Genomic DNA, 16,593 nt, shown 5'->3' with positions numbered 1-16,593 from the left:
ATGATAAGTTTTCGATACGTTTCATAGCCTAATCTAGTTCTGTTCGATTCTCGGACCAATAGATAGTTTTTTGTCTGACAATCAACACCTTGCTCGCGGTCTTTTCCTTAAGTCGGCCGCTGCCATTAACGATAAAATTACCGGGCCATTAATTCCCGTTTACTGAGGAGTACTACATGTCACCTCCACGAATGTTTGCTAACAATTGGCGCAGTGCAGTGCGCAGGGTCGCTGTTGCCACTGTAGCCGTTGCCCTTGCCCTGCCGGCTTGGGCGCAGGATCAAAAGCCCAATATTCTTGTGATATGGGGCGACGACATTGGTCAGTCGAATATCTCGGCCTACACGATGGGCCTGATGGGATATCAGACACCCAATATCGACCGCGTCGCCAAAGAAGGCATGATCTTCACCGACTATTACGGTGAGCAATCCTGTACCGCGGGCCGGTCCTCCTACATCATGGGTCAGTCCGTGTTCCGGACCGGTCTGTCTAAGGTCGGGCTTCCAGGTGCTGATCTGGGAATGCAGGTCGAGGATCCGACCATTCCCGGCCTGTTGAAAGACCACGGCTATGTGACCGGTCAGTTCGGCAAGAACCACTTGGGTGACAAAGATGAGCATCTGCCGACAAACCACGGTTTTGATGAGTTTTTTGGCAATCTTTATCACCTGAACGCCGAGGAGGAGCCGGAAAACGAAGACTATCCCGGTGATCGCGTTTTGGCCGATGGCCGCACCTTCCGCGAGGCTTATGGCCCCCGTGGCGTGATCAAATCGAAATCTGATGGCACGATCGAGGACACCGGACCTCTGACCCGCAAGCGCATGGAAACTGTAGATGATGAGACCGTGGCCGCCGCCATCGACTTCATCACCCGCGCGCATGAGCAGGGTCAGCCCTTCTATGTCTGGTGGAACGGGACCCGGATGCACTTCCGGACCCACGTCAAGGACGAGATGCGCACCAAGGCCAACGAAATCTCGGGTCGTGTGGCCGATGAGTACACCGCAGGCATGATCGAACATGACATGCATGTCGGGCAGCTTTTGGATTTGCTGGACGAGCTTGGCATCGCCGACAACACGATCGTTCACTACTCCACCGACAACGGTCCGCACATGAACACGTGGCCGGATGCCGCCGCGACGCCATTCTGGGGTGAGAAGAACACCAACTGGGAAGGCGGATGGCGTGTGCCCTCGATGGTGCGCTGGCCGGGCCAGATTGAGGCCGGTTCTGTCACCAACGAGATCGTCCACCATATGGACTGGCTGCCCACGTACCTTGCTGTTGCAGGCGATCCGGATATTAAGGAAAAGCTGAAGGCGGGCTATAGCTCGTCCGGTATGGGCCGCGACTACAAGGTGCATCTGGATGGCTACAACATCCTGCCCTTGCTGACCGGTGAGTCCACCGAAAGCCCCCGGAAAGAGATCTTCTACTTCTCGGATGATGGCGACCTGACGGCACTTCGTTTTGAGGACTGGAAGCTGATCTTCCTGGAGCAGAAAGCATGGGCAACCCTTCGCGCCTGGATCGAACCCTGGACCGAGCTGCGCATCCCGTTGATCATCAACCTGCGCCGCGATCCTTACGAGCGCGCCTACCGGACCTCGAACACCTACTATGACTGGCTGTTGGATCGGGCCTATTTCCTGGTTCCCGCCCAGCAATATGTCGGTACGTTCCTGAGCACGTTTGAGGAATTCCCACCGCGCCAGAAAGCGGCAAGCTTCAACCTGGATCAGGTTATGGAGAAGCTGACAACGCCGACCAACAACTAAAACTGGCGTTCAAATATACCGGGCCGCCCGTCATGGGGCGGCCCTTTTCCATTCCAAAACCACCGAGAATTTCATGAAACACGCTGTTCTAGGCGCTCTTTTGTCCGTCGCCCCTATTGCGCTGTTGGCCGACCCTCTGCCCAGTTGGACGCAAAGTGACTCGAAAGCCGCGATTGTAGAGTTTGTCGAGGCTGTGACCGACCCTGACGGCCCGGATTATGTCACCCCTGCACAACGGATCGCGGTCTTTGACAATGACGGCACGCTTTGGGCAGAACAGCCTGTCTATTTCCAGTTCATCTTTGCTATGGATCGGCTGGCCGAGTTGGCTGAGCAGGACCCAGGCATCCTGGCCACTCCGACCTTGAAAGCTGCCGCAGAGGGTGATCTTGCTACCATCCTAGAAGGCGGTCACGACGCGTTGATCGAGGTCGTCAACGCCTCGCATTCCGGCGTCAGCGTCGAGGCGTTTCAGGCCGCGGTAGCCGATTGGCTGGACAATACGCAGCACCCCGATACCGGTTTACCCTTTGATCAGATGACCTACCAACCAATGGTCGAGTTGTTGCGCTATCTGCGTGATGAGGGATTTACGACCTACATCGTCTCAGGCGGCGGTCTTCATTTCATGCGGGTCTTTGCCGAACAGGCCTATGGCATTCCACCCGAGCAAATCCTCGGCACTTATGGCACCACCAGCTATGCGCAGGTCGATGGTGTTCCAACCATCGTCAAGGAACCGGGCATCGCCTTTATCGACGACAAGGAGGGCAAGCCGATCAACATCGAACGCACACTCGGCAAGCGCCCCATTCTGGCCGGGGGTAACTCGGACGGCGACTTCGCCATGATGGAGTGGACCACGGCGGGTGATGGTCCGCGTCTTGGTGTTCTAGTCCACCACACGGATGCGGAACGGGAATGGGCCTATGACCGTGAAAGCCCAATTGGCCGCTTGGTTGACGGGCTGGATAAAGGCCCAGACATGGGCTGGGTCATAGTGGATATGGCGCAGGACTGGTCGCGCATCTACACTGGCGCTAACTAACCTGCGCCGGAGGCCCTAAGCCCATGTGGACATTGCTTGTTTCTGCCCTCGTTTTTTGTCTCTACGTGACAGCAGGCGTGTTCTCGCTACGCGCGGCACAAACTGCGCGCACCCCTCAGGGGGCAGTGGGCTGGGTGGTCTTCCTGATCTCGGCCCCCTTCTTTGCGGTGCCGATGTATCTGTTTTTGGGCCACCATCGCTTTCGCGGCTACCGCATCGCGCGGCAGGAAAGCGAGCGCGTCGTCGAAGGCATCAAGACCTTTGCCGACTATTCGAAACCTGATCCCTCGACCATGACACTCAACCCGCGTCCGTTTGAGGTTCTAGCCCACCTGCCCGTCTCGCGCGGAAACGGGGCTGAGTTGCTGGTCGATGGGAAGGCCACGTTTGATGCGATTTTCAAGGCGATTGATGCCGCTAAAAACTACATCCTGATCCAGTTCTACATCGTCCGGGATGATACACTTGGGCAAGAGCTGCAGAAAAAGCTGATCGCCGCAGCCAAGCGCGGGGTACACGTTCGGTTCATGACAGATGCCGTCGGCAGCTACGGCCTTCCTCCCACATATCTCGAAACGATGCGCGAGGCCGGGATAGATGTAGCCGACCCCAAAGAACAACGTGGCCCGAACTTCCGGTTTCAACTGAACTATCGCAATCACCGCAAAACGGTGATCATTGACGGAGAAACCGGCTTTATCGGCGGCCACAATGTAGGGGTCGAGTATCTGGGCCAAAGTGAGCGTTTTGGCCATTGGCGCGACACCCACTTGGAAATGACTGGCCACATCGTGCGGCAGCTACAGCTGATTTTCTGCGAAGACTGGCATTGGGCGCGCGACGAGGATCTGATCGATCACCTTGATTGGGCAGGAAGCGAGGCCGAGCAAGACATGAATGCCCTATTGGTGGCGACCGGGCCGGGAGATGACACCGAAACCGGCGCCATGTTGTTTTTTTCCGCCATTGCAGAGGCCAAGGAAAGACTGTGGATCGCCTCGCCCTATTTCGTGCCGGATATCGACATCATGACCGCCCTACAGCACGCGGCCATGCGCGGCGTCGACGTCCGTATTCTGTTACCAGACGTGATCGACCACCGCCTGCCCTGGCTGGCCGCCTTCGCCTATTTCGATGAGATTCGAGACTGCGGCGTGCGCGTGTTCCGCTATACTGACGGGTTCATGCATCAAAAAGCGTTCGTGGTAGACGATGCCCTGGCTGCGGTTGGAACGACAAATCTGGACAACCGCTCATTCCGGCTGAATTTTGAGGCGATGGCGCTGTTCTTCGACCCACGCGCCGCGGAAGCCGTCAGTCAGATGCTGTCAGCCGATTTCGAGAACTGCTACGAGCTAACGCGATCAATGTCCCAGCAACCAGCCCATATCCGCTTTGGCGCCCCTCTGGCGCGGCTCTTTGCACCTATCCTCTAAGAGAAAATTCGGTCCTGAAATACGCGCGTCATCATGGCAACCATGTAGGCGGTCGACAGGCCAAAGGCCAACAGCCCCGCCACAGAAGCGAAAGATCCGAAAATCCGAAGTGCCTCACCCAGAACGATGTCGCCGTAGCCCAGGGTCGTGAAGGTCACCAAGGAAAAGTAAATCGCGGTGTTCCAATCCGGCAGAACATCGAGCAACACCCAGACGATCGCCCAAATCCAAACCTGAATGGTGTGGATCGCGACTATGAAAACGAGCGCCACCGCAATCGGCATCGCCGTGCCCATAAACACGCCTCTCTTTTCCAGATTGGTTTCCATCTTCATGATCACCACGGTACACCATGTCAAAAGCAGGATTTCGACCAGAAAACAAAGGCCCAGAAACGTGCTTCCCCAGACAATCTGATGTAGCAAGGTCATGTTTTTACGTCCTGAATCAAGCTGCGGTAAGGTCGTCTCAGCATGACCTTTGCGGCCCGCAAGCACAAGGGCACAGGCCGATGTCACGTATCAAGACCCAGTCGGCACTGGACAGCGGATCAAACAGTTGCACATCTAGGACAAAAAGCGAGGCGGATCATGCTGTTGTTGATTGAACATGTTCACAAGACCTATCCCGGTGGACGGCCGGTGCTGCAGGATGTCTCGCTGTCGCTGGACCACGGCCAAACCTTGGCGCTGACCGGTGAAAGCGGCAGCGGCAAATCCACCTTGCTGAACCTCTCGGCCGCGCTGGATCATTTCGACGCCGGAGAGATCACGCTGGACGGTATTGCTCTGTCACACCTGGATGATGCCGGGCGCGCCGGGCTACGACGGAAACACGTCTCGCTGGTGTTTCAACAATTCAACCTGATCCCGTCGTTGTCGGTTGCCCAGAACCTCTCCTTTCACGCGCGGCTGGCCGGGTGCCACGAACCAGATTGGGAGGCGCATCTGGCAGATCGCCTTGGCCTGAGCGATCTTCTGTCCCGCTTCCCTGAGCGACTGTCCGGCGGTCAGCAACAACGCGTCGCCATCGGGCGCGCAATGGCCGTGAGGCCCAAGCTGCTGCTTGCGGACGAGCCAACGGGAAATCTCGATGAAACCGCCAGTGCGGCCGTTCTGGATTTGATGCTGTCCCTCGTGGCCGAAACAGGTGCCGCTCTGCTGTTGGTAACCCATTCGCAAGATATCGCAGGCCAACTGGATCGCAGAGTTCACTTGGCGGGCGGGCGTATTCAATGACTGCAGCTGTTGTACAAGCGCTTTTGTCTCATTGGCGAAGCCATTGGTTGCAGCTTGTTACACTGCTCATCGGGATCGCCTTGGCAACCGGGCTTTGGTCTGCGGTTCAGGCGATCAATGCTGAGGCCCGCGCCAGCTACGCCCGTGCCAATGCGCAGCTTGCCCTCGGCCAGTTTGATGAGCTGCGCGATCCTTCGGGCGCGATCCCTTTGGCCCGCTATGCCGACCTGCGTCGCGCCGGTTGGCAGGTCGCAGCGGTGCTCGAGGGGCCTTATCGCATCCACGGCCGAACGCTGCGCGTGTTAGGCGTCGACATGGTCGCCTATCCGGCCCTCCCTGCGATCACCGAGGCTGAGGCCGAAACGGATCCCGCTGATATCCTGACGGCGCCAGGTCGCTTGCTGGCCTCGGCTGAGTTGGCCACCCTATTGCAGGCGCAAGCCGATCTACCGCCGGTCCTGATCACAACCGAGCTTCCACCCGATGTCATCCTGACGGACATCGGAGTCGCCGAAACCATGCTCGGCGCGCCCGGCCAGATCTCTCGCCTTGTGATTCTGCCGAACCAACCCCGATCGACCCCTCCACTGTCGGAAATCGCGCCCGAGTTGGAGCGGGTCAGCCCCGCCTCACAAGTCGATACCGCGCAGCTGACCGACAGCTTCCACCTGAACCTGACCGCTTTTGGAATGCTGTCCTTTGCCGTGGGGCTGTTCATCGTCAACGGCACAGTCGGTTTGGCTTTTGCGCAGCGTCGCGGCATGATCCGAACGTTGCGAGCGCTTGGTGTCTCAATGCGGCGGCTTGTTTGGTTGATCCTTGCTGAGCTGACCATACTGGCCCTGATCGGAGGCATCATCGGCCTGTCCCTGGGCTTCTTCCTCGCCGGAGCGCTCTTACCAGATGTCGCTGCCACATTGCGAGGCCTCTACGGGGCACCTGTGACCGGGCAATTGACCCTCCAACCCGCATGGGCGTTGGCCGGATTAGGAATGGCGCTCGGAGGCACTCTGATCGCGAGCGCACAAGCCCTTTGGCGCCTGTCACGAATGCCGTTATTGGCTGGCCCGGGCGTGCAGGCCTGGCGCGGAAGCGGGCAAGGCCAACGGCTAGCGGCCTACTGCGGCTTGGCGCTGCTTGTCTTCGGGGGCCTCTCTTACACCACGGTCGGAGGCCTCCTCGGCGGTTTCGCACTATTGGCGGGCCTGTTGACGGGGGCGGCCTTGCTGTTGCCGATTAGCCTGTCTGTAGCGCTAAACCTCTGCGCCCGTCGCGCCCACGGCCCGGTGGCGCAATGGGTCTGGGCAGACATGCGCGCGCAACTGCCCGGTCTGTCGCTCGCATTGATGGCCCTACTGCTGGCCCTCGCGGCGAATATCGGCGTGGGAACGATGGTCTCCAGCTTCCGCCTCACCTTTGTCGGCTGGCTGGATCAACGACTAACCTCCGAGCTTTACCTGACCGCCGAAAGCGACCAACAAGGGCGTGAGATCACCCAGTGGCTAGAGCCGCAAGTCACAGCTACCCTCCCCATCCGCAACGTGGAACTGGCGCATGAAACCGGGCCGCTGTTCCTGTATGGCGTGGTCGACGACCCGACCTACCGCCAGTATTGGCCATTGATCGCGCGCACAGATGATAGTTGGGATCGGGTCATGTCGGGTGATGCGGTTTTGATAAACGAACAGCTTGCACGACGCGCCGACCTTTGGCCCGGTGACGTGCTACGCCTTGGTCCGAACCACCAACTGCCAGTCGCAGGGGTTTACTCGGACTATGGCAACCCGACCGGGCAAGCGATTGTTTCGATGGCGCAACTGGACCAAATCGCACCGGGGCAAGAGGCGCGCCGGTTCGGCATTCGGCTCGACCCAAACCGCGCGACCGAGTTGGCGCAAACCCTGCGCGAGCGGTTCGATCTTGCGCCTCAGGCCGTCGTTCAACAGGCCGCGATGAAGGCGCAATCCCGCGCGATTTTCGAGAAGACCTTTGTGGTAACTTCGGCCCTCAATGTCCTAACGCTTGGGGTTGCCGGGTTTGCCATCCTCACCAGCCTCCTGACGCTCTGGACGCAGCGACTGCCCCAGATTGCTCCTGTTTGGGCGCTTGGGCTAGACCGCGCGCAATTGGCACGGTTGGAGCTTTCGCGCAGCGCCATTTTGGCCGCGATGACGGCTTGCCTTGCGCTGCCGCTTGGGCTGGTCCTCGCCTGGGTGCTGCTGGCCGTAATTAATGTCGAGGCCTTCGGCTGGCGGTTGCCCATGTATGTCTTCCCATGGGACTGGCTGGTTCTCTTCCTGCTGACCCTCGTTGCCGCGCTGGCCGCGGCCGCCCTGCCCGCCCTGCGTCTGCTGCGTCTGCCACCCGCTGACTTGCTGAGAGTATTTGCCAATGAACGCTAAGGCCTTTTTGATTGCGGTGCTGTTTCTCTTCCCCTTTGGCGCATTGGCTCAGGGGTATGCAGGGCTTGGCGGTTCCGCCGAAGGATTTGAAGTCCCTCAGCGCGGCTACACGTTCGAATTCCCCGCAGATCACGGCCCTCATCCCGCGTATCGGATCGAATGGTGGTATTTGACGGCCAACCTGAAGGGCGATGACGGGAAAGACTATGGCATTCAATGGACCTTGTTCCGATCAGCCCTGAAACCCTTTGAAACCGAAGGCTGGCAGAGCCCTCAGATATGGATGGGCCATGCCGCAGTCACCACACCCGAACGCCACTTCTTTGCGGAACGCTTGGCGCGCGGCGGCGTGGGTCAAGCCGGTGTCACTGCGCAACCGTTTGCGGCCTGGATTGACGAATGGCGGATGAGTGGCCCGGACTTCAATACCATGTCCTTGACTGCCAATGGCGCAGATTTTGGCTATGACCTTTCGCTGAGCGCTCAAGGGCCGTTGGTCTTTCATGGGGACGCTGGCTACTCCGTAAAATCTGCCGACGGACAGGCAAGCTACTACTACTCGCAACCGTTCTACGCTGTGGAAGGCACATTGCACCTGCCGGACCGAGACGTCACGGTCACCGGTCAGGCGTGGTTGGATCGTGAGTGGTCTTCGCAACCACTGGCCGAGGATCAGAGCGGATGGGATTGGTTCTCGCTCAGCTTTGACACCGGCGAAAAGCTGATGGGTTTTCGCCTGCGCGGCGATCGTCAGGACTATACGGCCGCCACCTGGATCAATGCGGATGGCAGCACGCGGGCTTTGCCCGATGGGTCCGCCTCGTTCACGCCGCTTGAAATCGCGCCGGTTGCCGGGCGCGACGTGCCGATACGCTGGAACGTCACATTGCCGGACTATGACTTGGATGTTGAGGTCGCGGCATTGCTCCCCGATGCGTGGATGGGAACGCGATTTGAGTACTGGGAAGGTCCGGTCACCGTCTCAGGCAGCCACGCCGGGCGCGGCTATCTGGAGATGACCGGATACTGATCTACCGCACGACGTAGACCGAGACGTTTGCGTGCCGCACCACACGGGCGGCATTCGGTCCCAGAAGATAGTCTTTCAGGTCCGGCTTGTGCGCACCGATAACGATCAGGTCCGACCCTGCACTTTCTGCTGCTTTCAGGATCTCTTGATAGGCTGTCCCGGTGGCGACGACATGTCGGACGGAGGCATTACGCTCTGCACCCAAGGTCGCCACGCATAGCTCGGTCAACTCAACATGCGCCTGTTCCAACGCTTTTTCGTGGTGGTCGGCCTCGAAGAACCCCGAGACCCAGCTTTCACCGTAGTCCGGCAGAACGGTCACCACGTCCAGTTGCGCGCCGTCCATATCGGCTAGGGCAGCCGCTTTCTTCAGCACAGGGCTGTCCAGATCACCGTTGCTGATGTCTACGGCGCAGAGAACCGATTGTGTCATGCCGCCACCTCTTCTTGTCTGGCGGCCCGGCCGCGTTGCAGGAAGGCGATCAGGCCCAACAAGAGCATCGCCGGGATATAGATCAGCTGCTTCGGAGGCTGACCGGAGGGCAGGCTGACCGAGCTCAGACGCACCGCGTCATCGCCGTAGTAGTCGAATATCCCAAGCTCATCCGCGACGGGCGAACCGAATAGAGGCTCTTCGAGCTTGACCAGTCCGTCCTCTTCCAACAACAGCAGACCCATGGCGTCAACGCGCGCGGCACCGCCCTCTTCGTCGCCGACAGTCACAACCACTGTGGTGTCGGTCATCTCAAGCGTGTCAAAGTCTGGGCCACTGACAACAACGCGGACCTCGGTGCCCGGAGGGGTTTCTCCGATGGTTTCCACGAAGGCGGCTGGCTCGACCGAGCTAAAGGGCGGCGAGATGCGGTCCATGAAGAAATCTGGCCGGAACAGGGCAAAAGCCACCGCGATCAAAGCAACGCTTTCGTAGATGCGGTTATGAGTCAGGAAATAACCCATGGTACCCGCCGTGAAGACCAAAATCGCAATCGTAGCGAATATGGCGACGGTGATCCCTTCGACCCATGTCACGTCGATCAGCAGCAGGTCTGTGTTGAAGATGAACACAAACGGCAGCGCAACTGTCCGCAGGCTGTAGAAGAAGGCCGTGAAGCCAGTGCGGATCGCATCACCACCGGACACAGCCGCAGCCGCAAAGCTCGCCAACCCAACCGGAGGCGTCACGTCCGCCATGATCCCGAAGTAGAACACGAACAGATGCACGGCGATCAGCGGCACGATCAGTCCGCTCTGCGCGCCCAGCTCAACAACCACACCCGCCATCAGAGAGCTGACGACGATGTAGTTCGCCGTGGTCGGCAGGCCCATACCCAGGATCAGGCTGAGGATACCAACCATCACCAGCATCAGGATCAGGTTGCCGCCCGACAGGAATTCGACCAGATCGGCCATCACTTGGCCCACACCGGTCAGGGTTACGGTGCCAACGATCACGCCCGCCGTGGCTGTAGCCAGAGCGATCCCGATCATGTTGCGCGCGCCGTCGATCAGGCCCTGCCACAGATCGGCAACACCATCGATGAAGCGGTTGTAGACCTCGCTCTCGCCCCGGAAGATCGCCTTGAGCGGCTTCTGCGTCAGAAGGATCACGAACAGCAGCGCCGTTGCCCAGAAGGCGGACAGCCCCGGCGATTTCTGCTCGATCATCAAGAAGTAGACCAGTACGATGATCGGCAGCAGATAGTGCAGACCGGCCTTGTAGATGTCCGCGATGACCGGCAGTTCAACCTCTTTGGCGTTTGGATCATCCGGCTCAAGGTCGGGGACCTGCGCAGCAAGATAAAGCAACGCCACATAGACTGCGCAGACGATCAGGCTCAGCACCATGCCAGCGGCGGTTGGCACCATGCTGGTGACCGCTTCGACCGGGTATTGCGAGCCATAGCATAGGCCAGCAAAGACGATGAAGAAGGACAGCATCCCGACCACGGTCCGCGCGAGGTGAACCTCACGGTTGCCCAATGTTGGCATGTTCCGCTTCACGGCTTCCAGATGCACGATATAGACCAGCGCAATGTAAGAGATCGCCGCCGGCAGGAAGGCATGGGTGATGACCTCAACATAGGAAATACCCACATATTCCACCATCAGGAAGGCCGCGGCCCCCATGACGGGTGGCATGATCTGGCCGTTCACGGACGAGGCAACCTCGACCGAGCCCGCCTGTTCACTGGAGAAGCCGACGCGTTTCATCAGCGGAATGGTGAAAGTACCGGTGGTCACAACGTTTGCAATCGACGAGCCCGAGATCAGACCGGTCGCCGCCGAACCCACGACAGCCGCTTTAGCCGGGCCACCCCGCAGGTGGCCGAGGGCCCCGAAGGCCATCTTGATAAAGTAATTCCCTGCCCCGGCCTTATCGAGCAACGCTCCGAATAGCACGAACAGGAAGACGAATTTCGTCGAGACTCCAAGCGCGATGCCGAACACGCCTTCGGACGTAATCCACATGTGGCTCATGGCTTTTTTCAGGCTCGCGCCTTTCCAGCGGATCACCTCAGGTACCCATTCGGACGAACCGAAGAAGACATAGGCCAAGAAGATCGTCGCAATAATCGCCATCGCCGGGCCTAGCGCACGACGCGCGGCCTCGAACAGCAACAGCAACCCACCCAGCGCGACCCATTTATCGGTGTCGTCCGCCAGACCGCCCGCATTCACGATCTTGTCGTAGAAGAAATACCCATAGAGCGCCACAAACGCGCCCAGCAGGCCCATGATCCAGTCCTGCACGGGGATATAGTTCCGAGGGCTGGATTTCAGCGCCGGATAGGCCGCAAAAGCCAAGAACATCGCAAAGGCCAAGTGGATCTGGCGCGAGTTGTTGACCACGCTGCCGGGCAAAACGACGTTTGATACCGGCGAGGCCAAAACGACCTGAAACACCGACCAAAGCGCGGCGACAATCGCCAGAAAGATCCCGACACTACCGACCGGGTTGCGACCGCCCGCGTCGGAGGAGGCAACAAGCTCCTGAAGCTCTTCTTCGGATAGCGGTCGGTTGGATTGCGTGTCGGAACTCATATAAATGTCTCCCCGTCATGTGGCCTTTTTGGCCTTATTTTTGCCCGTTCGATCCGGGCTTGGGTTGCAGGGCGCCCTTGGGCACCCTGCTTCAGGTCTGGTTTACTGAACCCAGCCTTTTTCTTTGTAGTACTTTTCAGCACCCGGATGCAGCGGAGCCGACAGGCCGTCCGCGATCATCTCTTCGGGCTTCAGGTTTGCAAATGCAGGGTGCAGCTTTTTGAAGTCGTCAAAGTTCTCGAAGACCGAGCTGACAACTGCATACACAGCATCTTCCGACACATCTGCCGAAGTCACGAAGGTTGCGCCAACACCAAAGGTGGTGGTGTCACCGTCCGAGCCACGATACATGCCACCCGGAATGGTCGCAGTACGGTAGTACGAGTTGCCGTCGATCAGGCCGTCAATCGCGTCGCCAGTGACGTTCACCAGAACGGAATCACATGCGGTGGTCGCTTCCTGGATCGAACCCGACGGGTGACCAACAGTGTAGATCATCGCGTCGATCTGGTTGTCGCACAGAGCTGCCGACTGCTCGGCCGCTTTCAGCTCGGATGCCAGTTCGAAGTCGTCCAGAGTCCAGCCCATGGCTTCCAGAACAACGTCCATGGTGCCGCGCTGACCGGAACCGGGGTTGCCGATGTTGACGCGCTTGCCTTTGAGGTCTTCAAAGCTGGCGATGCCGGAATCGGCACGGGCCACAACGGTGAAGGGCTCGGGGTGTACCGAGAATACGGCGCGCAGGTTTTCGAAGGGGCCAGCCTCTTCGAATTTCGATGTGCCGTTAAATGCGTGGTACTGCCAGTCGGACTGGGCGACACCAAACTCCAGCTCACCCTCGCGGATGGTGTTGATGTTGTAGACCGAGCCGCCGGTCGATTCGACCGAGCAACGTACGCCATGTTCCTTGCGGCCTTTGTTGACCAGGCGGCAGATCGCACCACCGGTGGGATAGTACACGCCGGTTACGCCACCTGTACCGATGGTGATGAACTCTTCCGCATAGGCGGCAGGTGCCATCATTGCGGCGGTCACAAACGCGCCGAGGCTAAGCTTGCTGCTGTTTTTCATTTAAGAACTCCCATTATTATGACTTGGGCGGGAAAAGGCTGACGCCTCCCTTCCGGGACCCGCATTGGGGATTGTGCCGATAGGTCAGATCAATCCGCATTGCAACAGGGCCAGCTGTATAGATTTTCCGATATCTCCCAACAGGTCCGAGGTTTCATTCAGATACGCTGAAAGTCAAGGCCAGCCCTTCAACAGAACGGCCCACGCATCAGATATGAGGTTGTTTTCAAATCTTTCCCCATCGAGCGGCGGCTTCTAAGCCATTTGACCCGCAGCGAGGTTAAACGCATTTTATTCAGGGGATCGCGGGTTAAACGCCCAATAAGGGTGCACATGCGTGGCAAGACATCACCTGAAAAAGAAAAAACAGAGAGCAGGTTCCCCTAACTCTCTGTTTTTACTTTGGTACCCAAGGCCGGACTCGAACCGGCACGGTATCACTACCGGGGGATTTTGAATCCCCTGCGTCTACCATTCCGCCACTTGGGCCACGGACATTGGATTAGCGCCCCTAACCGGGAAGGTCCAGAGGCAAAAACACACTGCCCCGTCGATTGTTGGCCGCGCGGCAGTTGACCCTTCCGCACGCCCGTGGTTTGCCTGTCACGACCTGAGACGCGACTGTGAGAGTGTGATGCTGCGATCCCTGTATGACTGGACCATTCGGCTGGCCGAGCACCCTCATGCCCTATGGGCTCTTGCAGTCGTGGCTTTTATCGAAAGCTCATTCTTTCCAATCCCACCCGATGTCCTGATGATCCCGATGATTCTGGCGCGCCCCTCGAAGGCGTGGCTGATTGCAGGCGTGGCCCTGGTGGCCTCGGTTCTGGGCGGTATGCTGGGCTATGCGATTGGCGCCTTTGCCTATGAAAGCATCGGACAACCCATTCTCGAATCCATGGGCAAGGCCGACGCGATGGAAGAGTTCAACACCCGCTTCAACGATTTCGGCTTCTGGGCCGTGCTGGCCGCCGGTGTGACTCCCTTCCCCTACAAGGTGATCACCATCATGTCCGGCTGGACTGGCATGCCACTGGGCACCTTCATCGCAACATCCATTCTGGCACGCGCATTGCGATTCTTCCTTGTGGCAGGCCTGCTGTGGAAGTTCGGAGAGCCAATCCGGGACTTCATCGAAAAGCGTCTTGGGCTTATGTTCACCCTTTTCATCATCCTGCTGTTTGGTGGGTTTCTGGCGGTTAAATATCTATGACAAAACGATCAACTTACGTGATCTTGGCAGCCGGAGGGTCGGCGGCCCTGTTGTTGGGCGCATGGGGATTTCAGCATATTGGCGGTCTCGCCCCGTGCAAAATGTGCATCTGGCAACGCTATCCCCATGTTGCTGCAGTCGTGATCGGCGCTTTGGCTTTGATGCTGCCAAAACTCAACCCGCTACCGCTGATTGGAGCCTTGGCCGCGATGATCACAGCCGGAATTGGCTTCTTTCACGCGGGTGTCGAGCAAGGATGGTGGGAAGGCCCCTCAACCTGCACCTCGGGTGATATCGGAGGGTTGTCAGCAGAAGAACTTATGAACCAGATCATGGCCGCCCCGCTGGTGCGTTGCGATGAGATTCCGTGGGAGATGTTTGGCCTGTCCATGGCCGGTTGGAACGCAGCCATTTCTGCGGTTCTGGTTCTGCTCTGGCTGGCCGCGTGGCGGGCGAAGGCCTAAGCTTCGTCCAGTTCCGCGTCCCAATAGAGGAAGTCGATCCAGCTGTCATGCAGGTGGTTCGGCGGGAATTTCCGTCCGATATTGCGCAAGGCTTCTGCATCGGGCTGACGCGGCGGCTTGCGGAGGTTCATGCCCGCCTGACGCAGCGATTTGGAGCCTTTGCGCAGGTTGCATGGGCTGCATGCTGCAACCACGTTCTGCCAGCTCGTTACACCGCCGGCTGCGCGCGGCACCACGTGGTCAAAGGTCAGGTTGTCCCGGCTTCCGCAATACTGGCAGCGAAACTCATCCCTCAGAAATAAATTAAAGCGCGTGAAGGCCACGCGCTTTCTGGGTTTTACATAGTCTTTAAGGACAACCACCGACGGTATTCGGATCTCGGTGCTCGGGCTGCGGACCACTTCGTCATATTCAGCCACGATGTCGACCCTGTCCAACCAGGCCGCCTTGACCGCCTCCTGCCACGGCCACAGAGACAAGGGATAGTAGGATAAAGGGCGGTAATCGGCATTCAAAACCAAGGCCGGATGCTGTTTGAGCATACCCGGTTCTCTTACAAAATCGGTCCTGAAGTCTCCGTCCATCACAGAATCGCTCCTCGCTCTCAGCTGCCCGTTTGTGACACCAGAGCGGGGAGCACCCGCCCCGGCCTTAAGATAACTATATATCGTGTTAAAACTCTGACAAGCCCTGATTTTCCACAATATGTCGCAGACTGGGTAAGCCGAATCCGTAACAGACAGATGACAGTTATCCACAGGTTGCACACAGCGTGTTTTGCAGGCTATGGCGGAGGTATGAGCTGGTTCATTCGATTCAACAAACCTTTTGACGTGCTGCCGCAGTTCACCGACCGCGCAAACGCCGAGTCGCCGCGCAGCGCCCTGTCGGATTTCATCGACCTGCCCGGCGTCTATCCCGCCGGTCGGTTGGACCGTGACAGCGAAGGGCTGATGTTGCTGACCGACAATGGCAAGCTGCAGGCGCAGATATCAGACCCCAAGCACAAGATGGCCAAAACCTATTGGGTGCAGGTCGAGGGCGAGCCGGATATAGCGGCCCTCAAGGCCCTGCGCGATGGGGTCGAGTTGAAAGATGGCCTGACCCGCCCCGCCAAAGTACGCCAGATTGATGAGCCCGAAGACCTCTGGCCCCGTACGCCTCCAATCCGCGAACGCAAGACCGTGCCGGACAGCTGGATCGAGCTGACGATTCGCGAAGGCAAGAACAGGCAGGTGCGCCGGATGACAGCGGCGGTTGGTCTGCCGACCCTGCGCCTGATCCGCTGTCGCATCGGAGACTGGACGCTGGAAGGGCTCAAGACGGGCCAGTGGGACAGCCTGCCGATGCCGCAGATACAGGCCACTCCACAGCGCAAACGGGATCGACGCCCCCGACGGTGACAGACCACGCGGGTCGGGCTAAACTGAACCGCATGAAGGTGACACCCGAGATACCGGCCCCCTCTGCCATCTTGGAAGCGGCACTTTATGTCGATAATCTGGACGCCGCCGAACGGTTCTACGGTGAGGTTCTGGGGCTGGAAAAGATACAGCGCATTGAGGACCGCCACGTGTTTTATCGCGTCGGAGCCTCTGTTCTGCTGATATTCAATCCTGAAGAGACCCAGCAGCCACCTCTGAACCCAGACCTGCCTGTCCCTCCGCACGGCGCGCTTGGGCCAGGGCATGTGTGCCTAGTCCTGACGCGGGATGAGATGGCTGCAATGCGAAAGCATCTGCTGGATTGGAACATCCCCCTGGATGCCGAGTTCGATTGGCCAAACGGCGCGCGATCCCTCTACGTGCGGGATCCTTCTGGCAACTCAGTTGAATTTGCCGAAGGGCACCTTTGGGTCTGAA

Annotated in this window: 15 protein-coding genes and 1 tRNA gene; 10 read left to right on the top strand and 6 right to left on the bottom strand. The window is 58.7% G+C overall.

Annotated features, from left to right (window positions below):
* Positions 1 to 176 precede the first annotated feature (176 nt).
* From ACR0JF_RS00525 to cls, 3 genes are all read left to right on the top strand, one after another.
* Entirely contained in the window at positions 177 to 1,787 is a 1,611-nt protein-coding gene (locus ACR0JF_RS00525) for an arylsulfatase (protein WP_480523739.1), read from the top strand.
* 73 nt (positions 1,788 to 1,860) lie between these two features.
* A complete protein-coding gene (locus ACR0JF_RS00520) occupies positions 1,861 to 2,835 on the top strand; it encodes an HAD family hydrolase (RefSeq protein ID WP_170659507.1) in 975 nt (324 codons plus the stop codon).
* A gap of 23 nt (positions 2,836 to 2,858) precedes the next feature.
* Positions 2,859 to 4,271, top strand: coding sequence for a cardiolipin synthase (cls, locus tag ACR0JF_RS00515; RefSeq protein WP_170659506.1), 1,413 nt, complete (start codon positions 2,859 to 2,861; stop codon positions 4,269 to 4,271).
* On the opposite strand, the gene ACR0JF_RS00510 is transcribed toward cls, so the two are convergent.
* Positions 4,268 to 4,702, bottom strand: coding sequence for a potassium channel family protein (locus ACR0JF_RS00510; RefSeq protein ID WP_170373652.1), 435 nt, complete (start codon positions 4,700 to 4,702; stop codon positions 4,268 to 4,270). The two genes, cls and ACR0JF_RS00510, sit on opposite strands and share 4 nt — an antisense overlap.
* A gap of 159 nt (positions 4,703 to 4,861) precedes the next feature.
* Between ACR0JF_RS00510 and ACR0JF_RS00505 the strand changes: the two genes are divergently transcribed.
* From ACR0JF_RS00505 to ACR0JF_RS00495, 3 genes are read left to right on the top strand one after another with little or no spacing between them, the layout of a single operon-like run.
* Positions 4,862 to 5,509, top strand: coding sequence for an ABC transporter ATP-binding protein (locus ACR0JF_RS00505; protein ID WP_170659505.1), 648 nt, complete (start codon positions 4,862 to 4,864; stop codon positions 5,507 to 5,509).
* On the top strand, positions 5,506 to 7,911 hold the full coding sequence (locus ACR0JF_RS00500; RefSeq protein ID WP_170659504.1) for an ABC transporter permease: 2,406 nt from the start codon (positions 5,506 to 5,508) through the stop codon (positions 7,909 to 7,911). The genes ACR0JF_RS00505 and ACR0JF_RS00500 overlap by 4 nt, the downstream gene beginning before the upstream one ends.
* The gene (locus ACR0JF_RS00495) at positions 7,901 to 8,941 is read left to right on the top strand and encodes a lipocalin-like domain-containing protein (RefSeq protein ID WP_170659503.1); all 1,041 of its coding nucleotides are present in this window, start codon (positions 7,901 to 7,903) and stop codon (positions 8,939 to 8,941) included. Before ACR0JF_RS00500 ends, ACR0JF_RS00495 begins: the two co-directional genes overlap by 11 nt.
* A 1-nt stretch (position 8,942) precedes the next feature.
* On the opposite strand, the gene ACR0JF_RS00490 is transcribed toward ACR0JF_RS00495, so the two are convergent.
* The 4 genes from ACR0JF_RS00490 to ACR0JF_RS00475 form a co-directional block, all read right to left on the bottom strand.
* Positions 8,943 to 9,374, bottom strand: a complete 432-nt coding sequence (locus ACR0JF_RS00490; RefSeq protein WP_170659502.1) for a universal stress protein — start codon at positions 9,372 to 9,374, stop codon at positions 8,943 to 8,945.
* The gene (locus tag ACR0JF_RS00485) at positions 9,371 to 11,983 is read right to left on the bottom strand and encodes a TRAP transporter permease (protein WP_170548871.1); all 2,613 of its coding nucleotides are present in this window, start codon (positions 11,981 to 11,983) and stop codon (positions 9,371 to 9,373) included. The genes ACR0JF_RS00490 and ACR0JF_RS00485 overlap by 4 nt, the downstream gene beginning before the upstream one ends.
* Before the next feature lie 102 nt (positions 11,984 to 12,085).
* A complete protein-coding gene (locus ACR0JF_RS00480; protein WP_170467054.1) occupies positions 12,086 to 13,054 on the bottom strand; it encodes a TAXI family TRAP transporter solute-binding subunit in 969 nt (322 codons plus the stop codon).
* 403 nt (positions 13,055 to 13,457) lie between these two features.
* A tRNA-Leu gene (locus ACR0JF_RS00475) sits at positions 13,458 to 13,543 on the bottom strand.
* Positions 13,544 to 13,688: 145 nt separating this feature from the next.
* On the opposite strand from ACR0JF_RS00475, the gene ACR0JF_RS00470 reads away from it, so the two are divergent.
* Positions 13,689 to 14,267, top strand: a complete 579-nt coding sequence (locus ACR0JF_RS00470; protein ID WP_170373645.1) for a YqaA family protein — start codon at positions 13,689 to 13,691, stop codon at positions 14,265 to 14,267.
* The gene (locus tag ACR0JF_RS00465; RefSeq protein WP_170467057.1) at positions 14,264 to 14,731 is read left to right on the top strand and encodes a disulfide bond formation protein B; all 468 of its coding nucleotides are present in this window, start codon (positions 14,264 to 14,266) and stop codon (positions 14,729 to 14,731) included. Before ACR0JF_RS00470 ends, ACR0JF_RS00465 begins: the two co-directional genes overlap by 4 nt.
* On the opposite strand, the gene ACR0JF_RS00460 is transcribed toward ACR0JF_RS00465, so the two are convergent.
* Positions 14,728 to 15,315 carry an HNH endonuclease gene (locus ACR0JF_RS00460; RefSeq protein ID WP_170458136.1) on the bottom strand — a complete coding sequence of 196 codons (588 nt, stop codon included), beginning with the start codon at positions 15,313 to 15,315 and terminating at the stop codon, positions 14,728 to 14,730. The genes ACR0JF_RS00465 and ACR0JF_RS00460 overlap by 4 nt on opposite strands.
* Positions 15,316 to 15,528: 213 nt before the next feature.
* Between ACR0JF_RS00460 and ACR0JF_RS00455 the strand changes: the two genes are divergently transcribed.
* Together ACR0JF_RS00455 and ACR0JF_RS00450 are read left to right on the top strand one after the other, a co-directional pair.
* A complete protein-coding gene (locus ACR0JF_RS00455) occupies positions 15,529 to 16,134 on the top strand; it encodes an rRNA large subunit pseudouridine synthase E (protein WP_170659501.1) in 606 nt (201 codons plus the stop codon).
* A gap of 32 nt (positions 16,135 to 16,166) precedes the next feature.
* Positions 16,167 to 16,592, top strand: a complete 426-nt coding sequence (locus ACR0JF_RS00450; RefSeq protein ID WP_170659500.1) for a VOC family protein — start codon at positions 16,167 to 16,169, stop codon at positions 16,590 to 16,592.
* Position 16,593: the final 1 nt, after the last annotated feature.

The organism is Ruegeria sp. BG11 (assembly GCF_056538565.1).
Note: the sequence above shows the minus strand (reverse complement) of the source record. Positions and strands in the feature narration are given on the sequence as shown.